This is a genomic window from Ochrobactrum sp. EDr1-4, from assembly GCF_049199085.1.
Classification (GTDB): domain Bacteria; phylum Pseudomonadota; class Alphaproteobacteria; order Rhizobiales; family Rhizobiaceae; genus Brucella.
Genome location: NZ_JBLZOF010000003.1, coordinates 57653 through 76018, shown reverse-complemented (window position 1 = coordinate 76018; position 18366 = coordinate 57653). Strand labels below are relative to the sequence as shown.

Sequence of the window (18366 nt, the reverse complement as noted above, 5' to 3'; positions counted from 1 at the left end):
TATGGTCAACCTTGTCACCTATTCGCCACTTCTTGCCATCATTGCATATTGATAGAATAGGGCGACTGCACCATGTAGTCCTCTGAAATAGAACGAGCGGGAGTGCTAAGGTGTCATTGCTCAAAATCTACTGGCGTGCCATGGAATATCTTGCGGCGGAGAAAGCTGCAACGATCACCATGTGTATTGCAAGCGTATTGGTTGCCCTTGTCATGCTGGCCGAGCCGATCCTTTTCGGTCAGGTTATTCAGGCTATCTCCGATAAGGGCGATATTGTTACGCAGCTCGCCATGTGGGCAGCTCTTGGTGGGTTTAACATCATTGCAGCGGTTTTTGTGGCGCGTGGGGCTGACCGCCTCGCCCATCGTCGCCGTCTTGGCGTGATGATCGATTCCTATGAGCGCATCATCACCATGCCGTTGTCATGGCATCAGAAGCGCGGTACATCGAATGCTCTGCACACGCTGATCCGTGCAACTGACTCGCTCTTTACGCTCTGGCTCGAATTCATGCGCCAGCACCTGACCACTGTTGTGGCTCTCGTTGCGCTTGTTCCCGTCGCGATGACCATGGATATGCGCATGTCCATGGTGCTGATCGTACTCGGCGTCATTTATGTGATGATCGGCCAGCTCGTCATGCGCAAGACCAAAGACGGTCAGGCAGCGGTTGAAAAGCATCACCACAAGCTGTTTGAGCATGTGAGCGATACAATCAGCAACGTTTCCGTCGTGCAGAGCTATAACCGCATTTCTTCGGAAACAAAGTCGCTACGTGAATATGCTAAGAACCTCGAAAACGTGCAGTTTCCAGTTCTTAATTGGTGGGCGCTTGCCAGCGGTTTGAACCGCATGGCTTCGACACTATCGATGGTGATTGTGCTGCTGCTCGGTGCATATTTTGTGACCAAAGGTCAGATGCGCGTGGGTGATGTGATTGCCTTTATCGGCTTTGCACAGCTTATGATCGGTCGTCTTGACCAGATCAGCGCCTTTATCAACCAGACAGTAACAGCGCGTGCAAAGCTCGAAGAATTCTTCGAGATGGAAGATGCGACCGCTGAACGTCAGGAACCGCAGGGCGCGACAGACATTGAAAATGTTAAGGGCGATATTGTTTTCGACAATGTGACCTTCGAGTTCCCAAATTCGGGTCAGGGCGTCTATGACGTATCGTTTGAAGTAAAGCCCGGTCAGACTGTCGCTATTGTTGGCCCAACAGGTGCGGGCAAGACCACGCTGATCAATATTCTTCAGCGCGTATTTGATCCGGCAGCTGGTCGCATTCTGATCGATGGCACTGATACACGGACCATCAGCCGTCGTTCGCTGCGTCATGCTATTGCGACGGTGTTTCAGGATGCAGGCCTGTTCAACCGCTCGGTAGAAGAAAATATTCGCGTCGGTAATGAAGATGCTTCTTCCGACATGGTTCATGCTGCTGCCAAGGCTGCTGCCGCCCATGATTTCATTCTCGCCAAGGGCAATGGTTACGACACGGTTGTCGGTGAACGCGGTTCGCAGCTCTCTGGTGGTGAGCGTCAGCGTCTGGCGATTGCCCGCGCGATCCTGAAAGATTCGCCAATCCTCGTGCTTGACGAAGCGACCAGTGCGCTCGACGTTGAGACCGAAGAAAAGGTGAAGCAGGCTGTTGATGATCTGAGTCATAACCGCACGACCTTTATCATTGCGCACCGTTTGTCGACTGTCCGCTCTGCTGATATCGTCCTGTTCATGGACAAGGGGCATTTGGTCGAACGTGGTAGCTTCGATGAACTAGCTGCACGCGGTGGACGCTTCTCCGACCTGCTTCGCGCTGGCGGTCTGCAACTTGAAGACAAGTCTGCAAAAGCTGACGAAGAAGAAGTTGAGGAAAGCAATGTTATGCAGTTCCCGGTTAAGGGTTCGGTCGCTTAATCAAGCTCAAAACGCAAAGAAAAAGGCCCGCAACGGGCCTTTTTTTTATGTCATGGGAACTTCAAAGCTTAACCCATCATAGCCGGGTTCGACATGATCAGGCGTCTCACGCATGACCGTGTCGTAATCGAGCGGCACATGCATATGCGTCAGGATTGCGCGTTTCGGACCGAAAAACTCAATCCATTCCAGCGCCTGCTCCAGTGAGAAATGGCTTGGATGCGGACGATATTGCAGAGCGTCGATAATCAGCACATCCGCATGGCGGATATATTTATGGCTCTCATCAGGGAACGCACTGACATCGGTGCAGTAAACGACATTGCAAATACGGAAGCCGAGCGATTCAATATCGCCATGCACTTGGCTGAATGGCTCAAAGCGGATCGGTCCACCCGCACCAGTGATCGAGAATGGTGTTTCAGCCATAATATCATGCATAGACAAGATCGGCGGATAGTTCGATCCCGCGGGTGTCTCGAAACAATAGCCGAAAGCCTCGAAAAGACGGTTGCGCGTCAGACGGTTGGCGTAAACATCCATCAGTCGCTTGTTTTCAACGACATAGGTGCGCAAGTCATCAATGCCGTGAATATGGTCGGCATGAGGATGCGTGTAAACGGCAGCATCAAGCGAACGCACATTAGCATCGATCATCTGGGCGCGGAAATCCGGGCCTGTATCGATTACAACGACTGTATTGTTTCCAGCTTCATCAAACCGCTCGACGAGAAGAGAAGCACGGCGGCGCTTGTTCTTCGGATTTTGTGGATCGCAATTGCCCCAATCGCCGTTGATGCGCGGCGTTCCCGGGGATGAACCGCACCCGAGAATTGTAAACCGCAGGCAATTGCGAGGAGAACCCACGATCACTATCCCTCAATCGGCTTTGGCATTTTGGAGAAAAGCCGGAACACGTTTTCGCTGGTAATGTCCGCGATTTCATCGCGGCTTACGCCAATGGTTTCCGCCAGCACCGCTGCCGTGTGCTGCACGAATGATGGCTCGTTGCGCTGTCCACGATGCGGCATCGGCGCGAGATAAGGCGCATCAGTTTCTACCAGCAGACGATCACGAGGAACAATCTGGGCTATTTCGCGAATATCAGCAGAGTTCTTAAAGGTCAGAATGCCGGAGAACGACACATAACCGCCAAGCTCTACGCCCTTTTCAGCCAATGCTTTGCCTGATGAGAAGCAATGCAGGATGAAGGGAAATGCACCCTTAGCCATCTCAGCCTCCAGAATATCGACCATATCCTGATCAGCACTGCGCGCATGGATCACAAGCGGCAATTGTGTGCGGCGGGCAGCTTCGATATGCACGAGAAAGCCCTGACGCTGAGCTTCCTGCGGCGCATAATCATAATGATAATCAAGGCCCGCCTCGCCAATGGCGACGACTTTCGGGTGCTCTGCCAGCTTCACAAGATCGTCAGCGGTGACGTCGAGTTCTTCATGCGCATTGTTCGGATGGGTGCCAACCGAACAATAAACGCTTTCGTATTTCTCGGTGAGTGCGAGGATCGTATCGAACTTGCGCACACGCGTTGAAATCGTGACCATGCGTTTGATGTCAGCATCAAGCGCGCGTTGCACAATCGCATCGCGCTCTGGCTCGAAATCCGCAAAATCGAGATGGCAGTGACTATCGACAAGCATATTCGGCTCAGTTCTGCTCTTCTGGTTCCACATAGCGCGGGAAAACCGGCTGTGGCGCTGGCAGTTCTGCACCGCCAACAAGTGGATGCGCGCTCACGTCAGAAAACTGACGCTGATCTGCCGGAATTGCCAGAATATCGAGCAGCTTCTCTGCCGACTGCGGAATAAACGGCTGCACCATAATACCGACGCGACGGATCACTTCTGCCGTTACATAAAGCACCGTGCCCATGCGTTCCAGATCGGTCTTGCGCAGCGCCCAAGGCTCCTGCCCTGCAAAGTAACGGTTCGCTTCGGCCACAACGGCAAAAATGCTGCCAAGTGCGATATGCAATGCCTGATCGCCAACGGCCTTACGTGCGGTTTCCAGTGCTGCATCGGCCTGATCGAGAATGGCCTTGTCGGCATCCGAGAACGCGCCCGGAACTGGAACCTTGCCTTCACAGTTCTTTGCAATCATCGACAGAGAACGCTGTGCGAGATTGCCAAGATCATTGGCAAGATCAGCATTGGTGCGGTTGACGATGGCGTCGTGGCTGTAGCTGCCATCCTGACCGAACGGCACTTCGCGCATTAGGAAATAGCGCAGCTGATCCAGACCATAGCGCTCAACCAGTTCAAACGGATCAATGACGTTGCCGAGAGATTTCGACATTTTTTCACCGCGGTTGAACAGGAAGCCATGCGCAAACACGCGCTTTGGCAGCGGAATGCCTGCCGACATCAGGAATGCAGGCCAGTAAACCGCATGGAAACGCGAAATATCTTTACCGATGATATGTGCATCGGCTGGCCAGTAAGCCCATTTTTCGTCAGTCGTATCAGGGTAACCGAGCGCTGTGATGTAGTTGGTCAGCGCATCGACCCACACATACATGACGTGCTTTTCATCGCCGGGAACCGGAATGCCCCAGTCGAATGTCGTGCGCGAAATCGACAGATCCTTCAGGCCAGATTTTACGAAGCTAACGATTTCGTTGCGACGCTCTGCAGGCATGATAAAGCCGGGATTGTTTTCATAAAGCGCAAGCAACCTGTCTTGATAATCCGACAGGCGGAAGAAATAGCTTTCTTCTTCAACCCATTCGACAACTGTTCCCTGTGGACCATAGCGAAGATTGTCGGCACGGACTTCGGTTTCTTCTTCGCCGTAATAGGCTTCGTCGCGAACCGAATACCAGCCGGCATAACCGCCCTTATAAATGTCGCCACTGGCTGACATTGCCTGCCAGATTGCTTGGCTGGCCTTGTAATGACGCTCTTCTGAGGTACGGATATAATCGTCGTGTGAGCTGTTCAGAAACTCGCCCATGCGCTGGAAAGCAGCCGTATTGCGGTCTGCGAGTTCGCGGGGCGTGATGCCCTCCTTGCGCGCGCTCTGCAACATCTTGATGCCGTGTTCGTCCGAGCCGGTCAGGAAGTGAACATCCTTACCATCCAGACGCTGAAAACGCGCCATAGCATCGGTCGCAATCAACTCATAAGCATGACCGATATGCGGCTTGCCATTCGGGTAAGCAATCGCAGTGGTGATATAGAATTTTTCGCGGCTCATCTAAAATCCGGCTTCTTCAAGTGTGATGTTCAAAAAACGTTAGCGGTGACATAACGCAAGTCAGACGGCATGTCACGTAAGCGGAGGCACGCCAGATCGAAAAGCGCGATGCGTTTTTTCCAAAAGGATCATAACGGCCTGCTTGCGGTCGAGATTATAGGTCTCGGCATTGGTAATTTCGCGGGTCAACTCGCTCCAGTAGCGCGACCACTGATCGGCTTCACGCGTTTGCCCCGAATCTGCATAGCGACGCGCTTCATCTGCAATAAGGCTCATCAGATAATCGCGGAACAATTCATATTGAACTTCAGCCTCGCGACCATTGAGAACATTTGAAAGCGTCTGTGCTTTTGGTAGATCAAACGCCTGCCCCCGCAAGATAGCATCGACCGTATCCGAGATTTCCAGTCCACCATGCGCAACGAGCAGCAGCGCTTTGCGAACGCTGCCTTCTGCGCGCGTCAGCAGTGCTGGCGTGATGTTGCCCGCATCAAGGCCAACGCTTGGCCCGATATGCCTCAATGCATCGGTGAGTGGCTCATCCGTCAGCGGCTTGAACTGGATGCTCTGGCAGCGCGACCGGATGGTCGGCAGAAGTCTGCCTGACGAATGCGAGATCAGAATAAACATCGCGCGTGCTGGTGGTTCTTCCAGCGTCTTCAGCAGAGCATTGGCCGCATTGCGGTTCATGTCATCTGCCGGATCGACTATGACAATGCGCCATGCGCCGTCCGATGCCGTGCGTGTCAGAAAATGCGTGACGCGGCGAATTTCCTCGACCGGAATGCCGGTTTTGAACTTACCCGTCTTTTGGTCAAAAGGCCGGTTGATGTGCAGCACCGCTGGATGCATACCGCCTGCAATCTGTCGCCAGAGTGGCTTGCTGAAATCAGGTGTTTCAATGGTTTCAGGCGCAGATGCATGATCACCATGCGCAAGCATGTGACCTGCCAGATGGAAAGCTAGAGTTGCTTTGCCAATGCCCTGCTCACCCTCAAATAACAGCGCATGATGCATACGGCCTTCGCGATAAGCTTGTGCAAGAAACGAAGCTATTTCACTATGTCCTGTCATATAATCGCTGGCCGAAGGTTCTGGAACGCCTTCGATTGAATCATGGGCTTTTGGGACGTCGAGTTCTTCGATCATAGAAGTCCCCTTTTCTTCAAAATTTCATCAGTAACAGCAATAATATCAGCGGAAATAGCGTCTAGATCGCGATCAGCATTGATCACCTTGCAGCGATCAGGCTCAGCTTTGGCGATAGCGAGAAAAGCTTGGCGGCGTGCCTCATGTACCGCTATCGCTTCTTTCTCGAAACGATCTGCCACATCACTCCCGCGTCGCTTGTTCGCTCGCGACAGCCCCTTCTCGGCAGGAATATCGAGAATGATGGTGAGATCAGGCATGGCGCCATCAATCGCAATGCGTTCAATGGCTGACATATAGATGGCATCGAGATTACCAGTTACGCCCTGATAGGCGCGGCTCGAATCGATAAAGCGGTCGCAAAGCACGATACGATTATTGGCAAGCGCCGGACGGATCAGCTGATCAACATGATCGGCGCGGGCAGCAGCGAACAGCAATGCTTCCATCGCAGGGCCATAGCTTTCGGCATTGCCGCTCAGAATCACATGACGAACAGCTTCGGCACCCGCAGAACCACCCGGTTCGCGCGTTATCAGAGGATCAAGACCAAGAGTGCGCAGATGTTCTGCCAGCAAGGCTATCTGGGTCGATTTCCCAGCACCTTCCCCACCCTCGAATGTAATGAACAATCCGGTCAAGCTGACTTCCGCAAAAAGAGTTAGTGCCTATTTAGGCTTCAATCTGTTTAACGGCCTTTATGCGCAAGGTCGAGCGTTTAGAGATACTTACGCAGCCATCCAGTGGAAAGTTCGAGTGCTGCACCCATTGCGCGCTGAGAAAGTGTTCCGACTGGTACGGCTTGCGCCGTATAAAGCGGCATTTGCTGAACCACATTGCCGTTCAGTTCAAAGGCAATTGTCCCAATTTGCGTATCGGCTGCAACCGGTGCGTTCAGCGGACCTTCATAAGAGATGCGCGCTATAAGCTTATCACGGCCTTCTTTTGGCAAAAGCAGCTCGACGTGATCTTTAACTTTCAGCGGAACAGTTGAGGCAGCACCGCCAAACACCTGTGCCGTGCTCACCTCTTCATTAGCCGCATAAATATTGACAGCATCAAAAGACGTCATGGCCCACTGAATAAGCTTTTTAGCTTCTTCTTCGCGTTCTTTGATGCTGGTAAGACCGCTCATGGCCAGAAAAAGCCTACGGCCATTCTGCTCGGCGGAGCCAACAAGTGCATAGCCAGATGCTTCAGTATAACCAGTACCCATGCCGTCCGCGCCAATATCAAGTCGCAAAAGTGGATTTCGATTGCGCTGGAAAATCTTGTTCCAGGTAAACGCATCCTGTGCGTAATATTTATATCGTTCAGGATGTGCGCTGTAGATGTGTCGTGCAAGCTTTATGAGATCAGACAACGTGACCGTCTGTCCGTCAGCGGGTAATCCCGTGGAATTCACGAAATTCGACCCTTTAAGCCCCAGTTCTTTCGCACGCGCATTCATTTTGTCGGCAAATGCAGATTCGTTACCAGAAATTCCCTCAGCAAGAATGATGGCACCGTCATTTGCAGCCTGCACGATCATACCTTGCAGAAGGTCAGCGACAGTTGGCGTCGACTTCAAGGCCGCAAACATTGTTGAGGTGCCAGAAGGCGCGCCACCCGTGCGCCATGCATATTCCGTTACCGGATAGGTCGTCTCAAGCGTTGTTTCGCCTTTTTGAAGCGCCTCGAAAACCACTTCTGCCGTCATCAGCTTAGCAAGCGACGCAGGAGGAATTTTCAGGTCTGGATTCTTAGAAAGGAGGACCGTACCGCTTTTATCATCGAGCAACAGAACTTGCGGGGCTTTGGTTGCAAACGCAGCCTCAGCAGGCTGCGCATAGCCCGGAGACGACAATGCAAGAGCGACAGTCGCCGCCATTGCAAACTTTACGCTGATCGAAGAGCGCCCCATGATACACCTGTCATGCTTTGACAAGCTTGCGCCGCGGCTTTTGCTTATTTCAGTCAGCACGAACGACAAAGGCGTCGGTCGCTCCAGCCTTCCAAGCAGCGCGTAGCAGATCGTCATTGTTGCCTTTTTGTGAGAAGGCAGTCAGCTCGTACATGTCGCCATTTTCCGTCGGCGTTTTCATACGAGTAACGCGTGCAGAGCGCGGCAGCGATTTTTCAAGCTTCATGACGTCTTCAAGCGAGCTAAACACGCCAAGCTCAACATATTCACGCTGCTCTTCCGAATTTCTGCGCTTCCATGCATCCGAAACAGCGCTAGCGGTCAGAATGCTGCCATATGTCTTTTCTTCCGCATATGCAGAAACGGTCATGCGGTCGGACGCATAGCCCAAAGTTCCAAGCCGCGATGCATTGGCGACACCAAAACCAATTGCCGGTTTTGGTGATGGAATTGGAACGCTGGCCGGTAAGAGAGGCGCTTCGCCATCACCATATGCCGGATTTACTTCGAACGGAGAGGATTGTGGAACAGGCATTGCCGCGATACCCGCAGGTGTCGGGGTTGGCGCATTCATCGCCATCATCACGCCCGTTGCAGGTTGACCAACCGGGTCGCCATTGCCCGGACTATAAGATGCCATCAGATAGGCGTCATCCTGCCCGTCCAGCGGTGCACGCCCTACATATTCCACCTTCACATCGGCTGTACCGTGATGCTGATAATCCAGCATTTCAGCAGCCTTCTGTGACAGATCAATCACGCGATCACGCTCAAATGGCCCACGATCATTCACACGCACAATGACAGAGCTGCCGTTGTACATATTGGTAACGCGCGCATAACTTGGCAACGGCATCGTCGGATGTGCCGCCGTCAAATGCGTCATATCGTAGATTTCGCCATTTGCCGTCAGGCGTCCATGGAAAGCGCTGCCATACCAAGAGGCGCGGCCTCGCGAAGCATAATTCTTGTTCTCTTTTGGATAATACCAGCGGCCTTTAACCTGATAAGGTTTACCGGTCTGGTCACGACCGCCACCACGCGGCAGAGGCTTGCCCTGCACATTCGTCACGCGCGGACTGGCTTTGACACCATATTTGGATTCAGCGAAATATTCTTTGGGGTGTTTTTTCTTTGATGACTTCGGCTGCGGAGCGCTTGCACAGCCTGCCAAAGCAAGAGCGAGCGCCACGAATGTCAACATAGCAGTCGATCCGCGTTTTTCACGCTTGATCGATAGCCTCACGTTTTCATCCCGGTTTTGCCACCCATTCGAACTCATACGCCACACACCCGCAACTCTTTAAGCAACCTGGAGGTCAAAATCTCTTTGAGCAAATAGTGATGTCACTGAATTATTGACGGATCATTAAAGAATTTGCAAATCGGACACTTGAGTCGATGAAGGTTAATAAATTTTCATAGCATCCACCAGGGAACCAAAACGCCTCTACCACGTTGTTTTTCCAACACGAAGGAGAGAAAAAATGTTCCGTGCACTTATCCTATGGCTTCTCGGCGTACCTTTTATTGCAGTGCTGTTTATCTGGTACTTTTTCTTCTGATTAAGGAACAATCGAGGAGTTCAGCCGTTACTTATACGGCTCTTATGACCTCCGAGCCAGTCACCTAACGTCATGATTTAGGCCCGTTCTTATCAGAGCGGGCCATTTTTTATGCGGGCCTAAAAGCATCAATCGCTTTGCGATGCAGCTTGAAATGTGCAGGCGTCCAAGTGGAAAGCTCACCATCCGTATTAACAGGCCGTGGCTTTTTGGTGCGAATGATGACTTCTGTTGTCGGAAATGCGCGAACATCATCCCACTTTGATTGCGTGCCCTGGCGTAAGCTTGGCAATAAGCGCAATAGCTTCCACCAGTGATCGACTTCGAGACTGTAGAAATCGAGCTTACCATCATCAATGGTCGCATCTTTTTCAACGGCCATTCCGCCGCCGTAAAACTTGCCATTTCCGACAGAGACCTGAAGCGTTTTTATCTGCTCGGTTATTCCATCATGTTCCAGATAGGCGGTAAAAAGCTCCGAACGCGCCAAAATTCTGGCGGCTGCAATCGCATAACCGAGCTTGCCCCATTTCTTTTTTGCATCAGCGCTAAGTTTTTGAGCCAGTTCAGCACTGAAACCAATGCTCGCCACATTGAAATAGAGATGGCCATTCACCTCCCCCAGATCGATGGGCAGTTGCTGATACGTCAGCAATTGCCGTGTCGCCTCTGTCGGGTCTGCTGGAAGCCCTATTGTGCGCGCAAAGTCATTGGCCGTTCCTAGCGGCAAAATAGCCAAAGGCAGCTTCGTTTCCATAAGCCCTTGGGCGGCAGCATTGAGTGTGCCATCACCACCGCCAACGATAACCAGATCAACGTCACTGTTGCCGCGTATAACATCGGATACTGATTCATCTCCTTTGGCCGTTTTTTCTACAAGAGATATGCCACCGCGCTCCAGTATCGCGCGCATCTCAGCATTGAACCCTTTGCCATTACGGGCTTTCGGATTGACGATCAGCAGTGCTCGGCGCTGTGGGGCTAAGGCCATGTATTATCCATTGCTTATTCAAATTCACTGAACACCGGAAATGGCGATCGATTTTGGGATATCAATGGGACGCGCGATGAAATCTTCTTACGGTTCGTAATGATCGAACATTGTTGCAGTGCATCGGGGCAAATCGAAGCCAGATTTCTCTATCTTATTGGACGATCATGATGATACTTTTGCGATGCAACGGGCGGGTTCGATTACCGCTACCCGCTCCATTTTATTGAATATTATATTTGACGGAGATTAGTATGGATCGATTGGCACTCGTATTAGGCACCGTTTCACTATTTTTAGCAGCAAGCGCTGCCGAGGCTGCACTGGCTCCGAATTATCAACGCGCAAAAGAGCTCAATGCCGTTATTGAAGCAGCGGCCCAAGCTATACCTCAATACCCAATAGACAAGGTAATCTATCAAAATGACGACAAGTACCAGGTGATTGCTGGTCCCTGCTCGCTTAGAGCGACAATCATCTCAAAGCCGATGAAAAACGGAATGGTTGGTCCACGTCAGTTTGACGTGAAACTCGGACAAACACGATGCCGCTGATATTCAACGGCATTTTTCATTAGCAAATGCTTGCATTTATGGCTGTTTTTGGCTTCATGGATTTATTGACTTTAAATCTCATGTTTGGAGAAACTCGTGGCAGAAAACAGCTCGCTCAACAAATACCAGCCTTACGCAATCGGCATTCTTCGTATCGTAACTGCGCTTCTCTATTTCGAGCATGGCACACAGAAAGCTTTCAGCTTTCCAATTGCTGGCCCTGATAGCCTCTCGACATTGCAGCTTGCCTCGGCCTTACTGGAAATCATTGGCGGCGCGCTCATTTTCTTTGGCTGGTTTACGCGCCCTGTTGCCTTCATTCTATCGGGCCACATGGCATTCGCCTATTTCATGGCGCACGCCCCAAAAAGCTTCTTCCCAGTCGCAAACGGCGGCGATGCATCCATTCTGTTCTGCTTTGTATTCCTCACCCTCGTAGCAACAGGTGCAGGTGCATTTTCAGTCGACAATCGTAACCGTTGATCGAAATCATTTCCTTTAATTGATCGACCTGACAATTTCAGATCACATACAGTTTTCTTGTATGTGATCTGAACAATGCGGATGATCATGAAATGAAAATACTCTTGATCGCCCTCGCCATATTGGCATTTCTGGTGTTTGGCTGCTTTGTGCAGACACATTTTGGCTCGTGGCAATAAAGTATCTGGCGATACCACTCCTTGATTAGACATTTTGTAGCCTTACCTACAGGTTGTAACAATCAAAGGAGTTCTACATGCGCACCATGATCGCCGCCATTCTTCTTACAGCAACATCCGCATCAGCTTTTGCAGCCGCTCCTGAAGGCGCAAAACTCTCTGAAATTATTTCCAAGATCGAGCAGCAAGCGGACGTTCAATATATCGATGAAGTCGACTGGAATGATCGTGGCTATTATGAAATCGAGTATTTCATGAAAAATGGCGCGAAGGTCGAGATTAAGATTGATCCAAAGACCGGCGAAACTGTTCGCTAAACGAATCTCTGAAGGGGGCGGCGCTCATATTTGAGCTGCCGCTTTCTATTTATAATTTTTATATTGCCTTGGTTTTCCCTTTTCACGAGCAAAAAACCATATGTTTATCCACAAGGGCGGGCTTAAATTCAAATTATCTCATTTTTTTATGGTCTTACGCATAGAAACGATTGACGCTGGCTGCGTTCCCGCATACATGAGCATCGTTCCCAAGTGAAAGCATCGGAACAATGCGCGGGTGTAGCTCAGTTGGTTAGAGTGCCGGCCTGTCACGCCGGAGGTCGCGGGTTCGAGCCCCGTCACTCGCGCCATTCCTTTTAAAGGAATGATTAGTAAAAGACATCGTGATCTTTAGTGACAATTACGATATGGATGAAGATTATCCAGAAATTTTCCAAAAAAATAAAATTATAAGCAGTAATTTTCTACCGTAATTACGTGGCTTTTTACTGTAAGTAATCTACAAAACGCTTATTAAAAAATGCGCTAAATGCGAAAGTCTTTCTTATCGAGAGATCAAGTCATTTTGATTTTTGACTTGCCTAACTGAGTCTCAAAATCCCCCTCTCTCATTCAATACAGAAAAGCCACGCCGAACTCTTCTGTCAGCCCCCCCCAAAAAAAGCTATGTGGAAGCTTAAAAAGGCAGGATTCACCTGCCTTTTCGATTTTGTAGGAGCTTAGCGGTAAACTATGCCGCCATCGGTCAAAATAGCCTGCCCTGTGATGTAGTCTGAATCTGGGCTGGACAAGAAAGATACCAGCGAAGCAACGTCTTCTGGCGTTTGAGCGCGACCAAGCGCAATGCCTTCGACGTATTTCTTGTAGGTCTCACCTTTTGGTGCCCCCGTGATTTCCGAGAATCGCTCGTCGATTTCAACCCACATATCCGTGCCGACAATACCAGGGCAGTATGCATTAACGGTAATGCCAGCGCTTGCATATTCTTTGGCAGCAGCTTGCGTCAGCGCACGCACGGCGAATTTCGTCGCAGAATAAACACCGAGCATCGCAAAACCATCATGGCCAGCAATAGAGGACGCATTGATGATTTTACCCTTGTGTCCACGCGCTTTAAACTTGGCTGCGGCTGCCTGAATGCCCCACAGAACACCCTCAATGTTGATCTTAAGGATGCGATCAACCTCTTCTGGTTTCACATCAGAAATTGGCTGCACCTGCGCAATGCCAGCATTGTTGACGATAACATCAAAACTGCCGAGTTCTTTTTCCGCATGATCAATTGCAGCATAGACATCATCACGCTTGCTGACGTCAGCGGAGAAGGTTGAAGCCTTGCGGCCAAGCGCCTCGACTTCCTTTTTCACGGTTTCAAGCTTGTCCGCTTTCAGATCGACCAGTGCAATATCAAAACCATCTTTTGCAAGACGCAAAGCAATACCGCGACCAATACCCTGTGCTGCGCCCGTGACTAAGGCGACCTTAGCTGTGTTTGACATGATGTCTCCTTTTCTGCTTTTAAACTAACAAAAGTTTGAGGAACTAACGGCTGAAAATGTTGCATCCGCAGATGACATGCTCAAGACTGTAATCCCTCGAAATAGAGGCTCATTGATCACAATCAAGTGCGTGCTAAATTATTGATGCGCCATGCAGAAACTGTTTTTTATTTGCATGTAAGTGTATATAGTAGAATAAAATACTCAACTTTTAAAAGTTATCATGGCGACCGATATGAGCAAGAAAATATCATCATCTAAAATTAATTCGCGTCGGCGCTTTTTTTCAATTTCAGCACTGTTTCTCGCGGCAGGATTAATGCCGGCAATGCTTCATGCTGAAGAGCGACAATCGTTACGCATCGCGCTTGCAACCAGTGTTTCTAATCAGGCTGCTGAAGTTGCGGCTACAGAAGCCAAAGAGCACGGGCTAGATGTCGAGTTAATCGAATTTAGTGATTGGAATACGCCCAACACGGCAGTCGCGGACAAAACTGTCGATGCGAATCTCTTCCAGCACATTCCTTATTTGAATTATACAAATGCCAATACCGGGAATGGGCTTGTGCCGGTTGCGCCTGCATTCAGTACGCCTTTTGCCCTCTACTCGAAGAAATATTCGAAGCTGGAAGATATTCCAGATAATGCACAGATCGCGTTTTCAGGCGATGTTATCAACACCGCACGCTCTTTATTGCTTTTGCAGCAAGCTGGCTTTCTTGAACTGAAGCCAGGCATCGACCAACGTGCCAGCCTTGAAGATGTTGTGACATGGAAAAAGCCGCTGAAAATCGTACAACTTGATGGACCGCAAATTGCGCGTTCACTAGATGACGTCGATGCTGCTGCCACCTACCCTACATTTGCCAAGCTTGCAGGATTGGACGCGTCATCCGGTCTAATTTTCGAGAATGAACCAATTTATGCGTTTCAGTTTGTTACTCGTCCTGAATTGCGAGACGATGCACGGCTGAAAAAATTCATCGAAATTTACCAAAACTCTCCAGCTGTAAAAGCGAAGCTGCGGGAGCTCTATGGGGATATGGTTTCGTTTCCGCGGTGATGGGCTGAGAAATTTCTACGTCTATTTTGCCAAATTGCTGTCTGTTGTTTAAATAGGGCATTGAAGCTGGGACGTGGTTCAGCTAGAAACGCCTCAATTGAGACTTTAATGTCTCCCGGTGATGCACCCGTAGCTCAGCTGGATAGAGTGCTGCCCTCCGAAGGCAGAGGTCACTGGTTCGAATCCAGTCGGGTGCGCCAACGATTTCAATAACTTACAAGCGTTTCAGGCAGTGACCACAGGTTCAAATGAACCTAAACATGCCTCATCAACATCGTGAATAGATGCTTACCCATTCTAGAATCAGATGGGTTGACTAACAAACTAAATTAGAACATAACAGGAACATTGGCAGGCGGTAATCAAACTATGGAGAACGCCATGAATGCAGTTTTAAATAACTACGACGCCGAAATTGACCTGGTATTGGCTTATCATAAAGGCGATGTGCGAGCTTCCATCGAAGCGCTTTTGAAAGACCGAGACTTCCTTGCGCGTGAGATTGAGCTGTCTCAGATTGCACTCGCCCATAATCAGCGTACCAACTCTTTTAAGAGGGCTGCGTGATGAAAACTTTCCAAGTCGCCCTTCCTGAAGCATACGCACTAAAATGCGCTCGACGTGAAGTTCATCGAGATGCCGGCCGCCTTGGTGCTCGCCTTCCTCATCGCATGGCACGCAAATCTGGAATCGACTTTTGCGTGTTCAGTTTTTCATCTGAAAGGCGCATGAGCGTTTTCATGAGTCGGCATGGCGGCAAACCTTTTGGTGATGGCGTTTGGGAACGAACCGTCGTTCGGTAGGCCACATGGCAAGGCCACCTTCGCATGAAAAAATCGACACCTTTACACGGATTGCCGATCTCGAGCCGTGGCACGTTCTTTGTGGTCTCTGCACGAGATGCGGACACGTCAACAAGGTAGATACAAAAGAAGCGATACGAAAGATCGGCAAGAACGAGCCTTTGCGTCCACACCAATGGAAACTCAGGTGTGGCTCCTGCACAGCGAAGGGTCAAAGCGAATTCGTTATTTATCGCGAACCCAGATAACTGAAGCCAATTTGACACGCATTGGAACCTTACAAGGCCTTTTAAGTTAATCTCAGAGCCAATGTAAGGAAAACTGATGTTCAAAAAATCCTGGATCCTCGCTTTAAGTTTTGCTGTCGCTGCGACTTCATTTACGCCGGCAGTTGCCTCCCCGCTCAGGCAGACCTCTGATTTGAGTTTGAGTGAATCTCAAATCCAGCAAGTTCAGCATAGACGATACAGAGACGACAGACGCGGAAACTGGAAACGCTCTAACCGTGACGGTTGGCATAACGGACATCGTGGCTATCGTGACCAGCGTCGGGGCTATAAGCGACACTCCGACGGTTGGTGGTATCCTTTAGCGGCATTTGGAGCCGGCGCAGTTCTTGGCGGCGCGTTAAATAACCAACGTCCTGCGGCACGAGGCTATAGCAACCGTCATTATCAGTGGTGCTCTTCGCGTTATCGCACCTACCGCGCTTCTGACAATACTTACGTTCCAAGTGCGGGACGCCGTGCGATCTGCAACTCGCCATACAGTTAAGTCTAAAAATGCCTCACGTAAAAATCGTGAGGCATTTTTTTACGCTTCGTATCTGACCAACAATCAAAAGTTTTGGAACAAATTCATCAGTACAAACTGGAACCTTATAATCAATAGAATGTTTTCACAGCGCACACACCCTTAGGAGTAATGCAATGAAAAACGTTCTTATTGCTGCCGCTGCATTCGCAATGATCTCCGGCTCGGCCCTTGCACAGGAGCCACCTAAGCCGCCCACACCTCCTGAAGCTGGCGCGCCGGGAACACCTCCTCCTCCTCCGCCACGTGGTGGCCCTCGCCCCGCCCCTGATAAGTCGGCTCATATTCGTGTTGAGGACAAGGGATACAAGGTCGATGTGAAATGCGCTGAAGATCAGTCAACAGTCGAATGCGCAGAGATCGTTTACAAGCTGCTCGAACGGGTCGGCCCTCCGAGGAAATAACGGATCAATAATTAAGAGCCCCGCTTTGGCGGGGTTATCTATTTGTGGCGTCTTAAAATGGATGGAAAGAAAATCGTGGTCAGACCCTGGTTTGGTTCGTGGAGATCAATCGGCTGATCTTTTCCCCGTTGATCCAAAGAATCAAAATGAGAGAAGCAAGTACCTAAATCGCGGTATCCAGACCGTTTTAAGTATCGATAAAATAAATAAATTTTGCGTTCACTGAAACCTTTTACTGGCTCACGAGTTTTCCCGAAGAGAGCGTAAGGCGGACAGCTTATTAGCCGGCCGCGTCGTCATTTTTACTTTTTGAAGGAGATAACCAACATGAACTCTATCATCTATTTAGTAGGCCTAGTCGTTATCGTGTTGTTCATTCTCTCTTTTCTGGGATTACGTTGATGGTGGATCCAACAGTTGTAGAAAACGCTCCTAATCGCAGCTACGTCGATTGGGCTGCTATTTTTGCTGGCGCGACGGTCGCGTCAGGTGTGATGGTTGTCCTCACAACATTTGCTGGTGGACTTGGTTTGAGTTCGTTCTCAGTTGATGATGGAGGAGACATTAGTGCAGTCTGGCTCGTCATTACTGCCCTATTTATTATCATATCAATGGTCGCTTCTTATATGCTCGGCGGGTATATCACCGGCAGAATGCGCCGACCATCAGGAACAGCAACCCGTGATGAAGCAACCGTTCGAGACGGTCTGAATGGCCTCGTCGTTTGGGGACTTGGTACAATCGTATCGGCTATTATGCTTGTCAGCGTTATTTCAGGTGGAGCGAAAGCAGTTGGAAGCGCGGCTGAAACAGCGGTTCAAACCACAGGAGCAGTCCTCGGCGGCACAGCTCAAGGAGCTGGTCAGTTAGCTGGAGGTGTCATTTCAGGCGCCGGGCAAGCAGTGTCGGGATTAGCTCAAGGTGCAGGACAAGCCGCTGCTCCATCGGTCGAACAGATGCTGCCGCAAGGGTTGAAAACTAATCCATTAGACTACCTCACGGACACTCTGTTACGCACGGATAGTCAAGGCAACTCTGTTGCTGGACAGGAAGCTCAAAACATCGCGGATTTCCAACGTCAGGTTAGCGGAATTTTGGGAAACCTGCTTACTAGTGGTGAAATCTCAGACGCTGATCGTACGTGGCTCACTAATCAGATCGCGGCTCGAACCGGCCTTAGCCAAAACGATGCTCAAACTCGTGTAAACCAGACAGTTGAGCGCGTTCAGGCTCTGCGTACTGAAGCTCAGACGAAGGTTGACGAAGCTAAAAAGACCCTTGCTGTTATACAGGCACAGGCTGAAAAAACTGCCGAAGAAGTGAAAGCAAAGGCAGCTGACGCAGCAGAAAAAGCTAGGATAACTGGCATTCTTACCGCCTTCCTGCTCGCGGCGTCTGCACTCGTTGCTGCGGTGGCCGCTTACATCGGAGCCGTGCACGGTGGTCGTCATCGCGACGAAGGTCGAATTTGGGGTGGTTTAGCTTACCGCAAATAAAAATCCACCAGCCTTACTGCCATATCATAAGGGCTTCGGAGAAATTCGAAGCCC

18 protein-coding genes and 2 tRNA genes are annotated in these 18366 nt (G+C 50.3%); 11 read left to right on the top strand and 9 right to left on the bottom strand.

The window, feature by feature from the left end:
- Nucleotides 1-110: 110 nt before the first annotated feature.
- Nucleotides 111-1916 (top strand): glucan ABC transporter ATP-binding protein/ permease, encoded by a 1806-nt coding sequence (locus ACOZHT_RS11430; protein ID WP_339508725.1) that lies wholly within the window; start codon nucleotides 111-113, stop codon nucleotides 1914-1916.
- A 45-nt stretch (nucleotides 1917-1961) separates the two neighbouring features.
- On the opposite strand, the gene ACOZHT_RS11425 is transcribed toward ACOZHT_RS11430, so the two are convergent.
- The 8 genes from ACOZHT_RS11425 to ACOZHT_RS11390 form a co-directional block, all read right to left on the bottom strand.
- Nucleotides 1962-2783, bottom strand: a complete 822-nt coding sequence (locus tag ACOZHT_RS11425) for an MBL fold metallo-hydrolase (RefSeq protein WP_421565779.1) — start codon at nucleotides 2781-2783, stop codon at nucleotides 1962-1964.
- Between the two features lie 5 nt (nucleotides 2784-2788).
- Nucleotides 2789-3577, bottom strand: a complete 789-nt coding sequence (locus ACOZHT_RS11420; RefSeq protein WP_339508723.1) for a TatD family hydrolase — start codon at nucleotides 3575-3577, stop codon at nucleotides 2789-2791.
- Nucleotides 3578-3584: 7 nt separating this feature from the next.
- Nucleotides 3585-5132: a methionine--tRNA ligase gene (gene metG / locus ACOZHT_RS11415; RefSeq protein ID WP_421565778.1), complete on the bottom strand. Its 1548-nt coding sequence runs from the start codon at nucleotides 5130-5132 to the stop codon at nucleotides 3585-3587.
- Between the two features lie 72 nt (nucleotides 5133-5204).
- Entirely contained in the window at nucleotides 5205-6281 is a 1077-nt protein-coding gene (locus tag ACOZHT_RS11410; protein ID WP_339508721.1) for a DNA polymerase III subunit delta', read from the bottom strand.
- The gene (gene tmk, locus ACOZHT_RS11405; protein WP_339508720.1) at nucleotides 6278-6922 is read right to left on the bottom strand and encodes a dTMP kinase; all 645 of its coding nucleotides are present in this window, start codon (nucleotides 6920-6922) and stop codon (nucleotides 6278-6280) included. The genes ACOZHT_RS11410 and tmk overlap by 4 nt, the downstream gene beginning before the upstream one ends.
- 77 nt (nucleotides 6923-6999) lie before the next feature.
- Nucleotides 7000-8184: a D-alanyl-D-alanine carboxypeptidase family protein gene (locus tag ACOZHT_RS11400; protein WP_421565863.1), complete on the bottom strand. Its 1185-nt coding sequence runs from the start codon at nucleotides 8182-8184 to the stop codon at nucleotides 7000-7002.
- Between the two features lie 49 nt (nucleotides 8185-8233).
- Complete coding sequence (locus ACOZHT_RS11395) at nucleotides 8234-9466, bottom strand: septal ring lytic transglycosylase RlpA family protein (protein WP_421565777.1); 1233 nt, start codon at nucleotides 9464-9466, stop codon at nucleotides 8234-8236.
- A gap of 392 nt (nucleotides 9467-9858) precedes the next feature.
- A complete protein-coding gene (locus tag ACOZHT_RS11390) occupies nucleotides 9859-10740 on the bottom strand; it encodes a lipid kinase (RefSeq protein ID WP_421565776.1) in 882 nt (293 codons plus the stop codon).
- Between the two features lie 254 nt (nucleotides 10741-10994).
- On the opposite strand from ACOZHT_RS11390, the gene ACOZHT_RS11385 reads away from it, so the two are divergent.
- The 4 genes from ACOZHT_RS11385 (at nucleotide 10995) to ACOZHT_RS11370 (ending at nucleotide 12584) form a co-directional block, all read left to right on the top strand.
- Nucleotides 10995-11294, top strand: coding sequence for a hypothetical protein (locus ACOZHT_RS11385; RefSeq protein WP_421565775.1), 300 nt, complete (start codon nucleotides 10995-10997; stop codon nucleotides 11292-11294).
- A gap of 96 nt (nucleotides 11295-11390) precedes the next feature.
- On the top strand, nucleotides 11391-11777 hold the full coding sequence (locus ACOZHT_RS11380) for a DoxX family protein (protein WP_421565774.1): 387 nt from the start codon (nucleotides 11391-11393) through the stop codon (nucleotides 11775-11777).
- A gap of 256 nt (nucleotides 11778-12033) precedes the next feature.
- Complete coding sequence (locus tag ACOZHT_RS11375) at nucleotides 12034-12273, top strand: PepSY domain-containing protein (RefSeq protein ID WP_310010152.1); 240 nt, start codon at nucleotides 12034-12036, stop codon at nucleotides 12271-12273.
- Between the two features lie 234 nt (nucleotides 12274-12507).
- Nucleotides 12508-12584: transfer RNA gene (locus tag ACOZHT_RS11370), tRNA-Asp, on the top strand.
- Nucleotides 12585-12953: 369 nt separating this feature from the next.
- Here ACOZHT_RS11370 and ACOZHT_RS11365 read toward each other — a convergent pair.
- Entirely contained in the window at nucleotides 12954-13733 is a 780-nt protein-coding gene (locus ACOZHT_RS11365) for an acetoin reductase (protein WP_421565773.1), read from the bottom strand.
- Nucleotides 13734-13968: 235 nt separating this feature from the next.
- Between ACOZHT_RS11365 and ACOZHT_RS11360 the strand changes: the two genes are divergently transcribed.
- The 6 genes from ACOZHT_RS11360 (at nucleotide 13969) to ACOZHT_RS11335 (ending at nucleotide 18312) form a co-directional block, all read left to right on the top strand.
- Nucleotides 13969-14796, top strand: a complete 828-nt coding sequence (locus ACOZHT_RS11360) for a MetQ/NlpA family ABC transporter substrate-binding protein (RefSeq protein ID WP_339508708.1) — start codon at nucleotides 13969-13971, stop codon at nucleotides 14794-14796.
- Between the two features lie 123 nt (nucleotides 14797-14919).
- Nucleotides 14920-14996, top strand: a tRNA-Arg gene (locus ACOZHT_RS11355).
- Between the two features lie 181 nt (nucleotides 14997-15177).
- On the top strand, nucleotides 15178-15363 hold the full coding sequence (locus ACOZHT_RS11350; RefSeq protein WP_310010157.1) for a hypothetical protein: 186 nt from the start codon (nucleotides 15178-15180) through the stop codon (nucleotides 15361-15363).
- 560 nt (nucleotides 15364-15923) lie between these two features.
- Complete coding sequence (locus tag ACOZHT_RS11345; protein ID WP_421565772.1) at nucleotides 15924-16373, top strand: BA14K family protein; 450 nt, start codon at nucleotides 15924-15926, stop codon at nucleotides 16371-16373.
- A 155-nt stretch (nucleotides 16374-16528) separates the two neighbouring features.
- Nucleotides 16529-16816 (top strand): hypothetical protein, encoded by a 288-nt coding sequence (locus ACOZHT_RS11340; RefSeq protein ID WP_339508703.1) that lies wholly within the window; start codon nucleotides 16529-16531, stop codon nucleotides 16814-16816.
- A gap of 401 nt (nucleotides 16817-17217) precedes the next feature.
- Nucleotides 17218-18312, top strand: coding sequence for a hypothetical protein (locus tag ACOZHT_RS11335; RefSeq protein ID WP_421565771.1), 1095 nt, complete (start codon nucleotides 17218-17220; stop codon nucleotides 18310-18312).
- Nucleotides 18313-18366 lie beyond the last annotated feature (54 nt).

Coding starts and splice junctions, on each gene's coding strand:
- ACOZHT_RS11420 (WP_339508723.1), bottom strand. CDS start 3,577: ATGCTTGTCGATAGTCACTGCCATCTCGATTTTGCGGATTTCGAGCCA.
- metG (WP_421565778.1), bottom strand. CDS start 5,132: ATGAGCCGCGAAAAATTCTATATCACCACTGCGATTGCTTACCCGAAT.
- ACOZHT_RS11410 (WP_339508721.1), bottom strand. CDS start 6,281: ATGATCGAAGAACTCGACGTCCCAAAAGCCCATGATTCAATCGAAGGC.
- ACOZHT_RS11400 (WP_421565863.1), bottom strand. CDS start 8,184: ATGGGGCGCTCTTCGATCAGCGTAAAGTTTGCAATGGCGGCGACTGTC.
- ACOZHT_RS11395 (WP_421565777.1), bottom strand. CDS start 9,466: ATGAGTTCGAATGGGTGGCAAAACCGGGATGAAAACGTGAGGCTATCG.
- ACOZHT_RS11390 (WP_421565776.1), bottom strand. CDS start 10,740: ATGGCCTTAGCCCCACAGCGCCGAGCACTGCTGATCGTCAATCCGAAA.
- ACOZHT_RS11385 (WP_421565775.1), top strand. CDS start 10,995: ATGGATCGATTGGCACTCGTATTAGGCACCGTTTCACTATTTTTAGCA.
- ACOZHT_RS11375 (WP_310010152.1), top strand. CDS start 12,034: ATGCGCACCATGATCGCCGCCATTCTTCTTACAGCAACATCCGCATCA.
- ACOZHT_RS11365 (WP_421565773.1), bottom strand. CDS start 13,733: ATGTCAAACACAGCTAAGGTCGCCTTAGTCACGGGCGCAGCACAGGGT.
- ACOZHT_RS11360 (WP_339508708.1), top strand. CDS start 13,969: ATGAGCAAGAAAATATCATCATCTAAAATTAATTCGCGTCGGCGCTTT.
- ACOZHT_RS11350 (WP_310010157.1), top strand. CDS start 15,178: ATGAATGCAGTTTTAAATAACTACGACGCCGAAATTGACCTGGTATTG.
- ACOZHT_RS11345 (WP_421565772.1), top strand. CDS start 15,924: ATGTTCAAAAAATCCTGGATCCTCGCTTTAAGTTTTGCTGTCGCTGCG.
- ACOZHT_RS11340 (WP_339508703.1), top strand. CDS start 16,529: ATGAAAAACGTTCTTATTGCTGCCGCTGCATTCGCAATGATCTCCGGC.
- ACOZHT_RS11335 (WP_421565771.1), top strand. CDS start 17,218: ATGGTGGATCCAACAGTTGTAGAAAACGCTCCTAATCGCAGCTACGTC.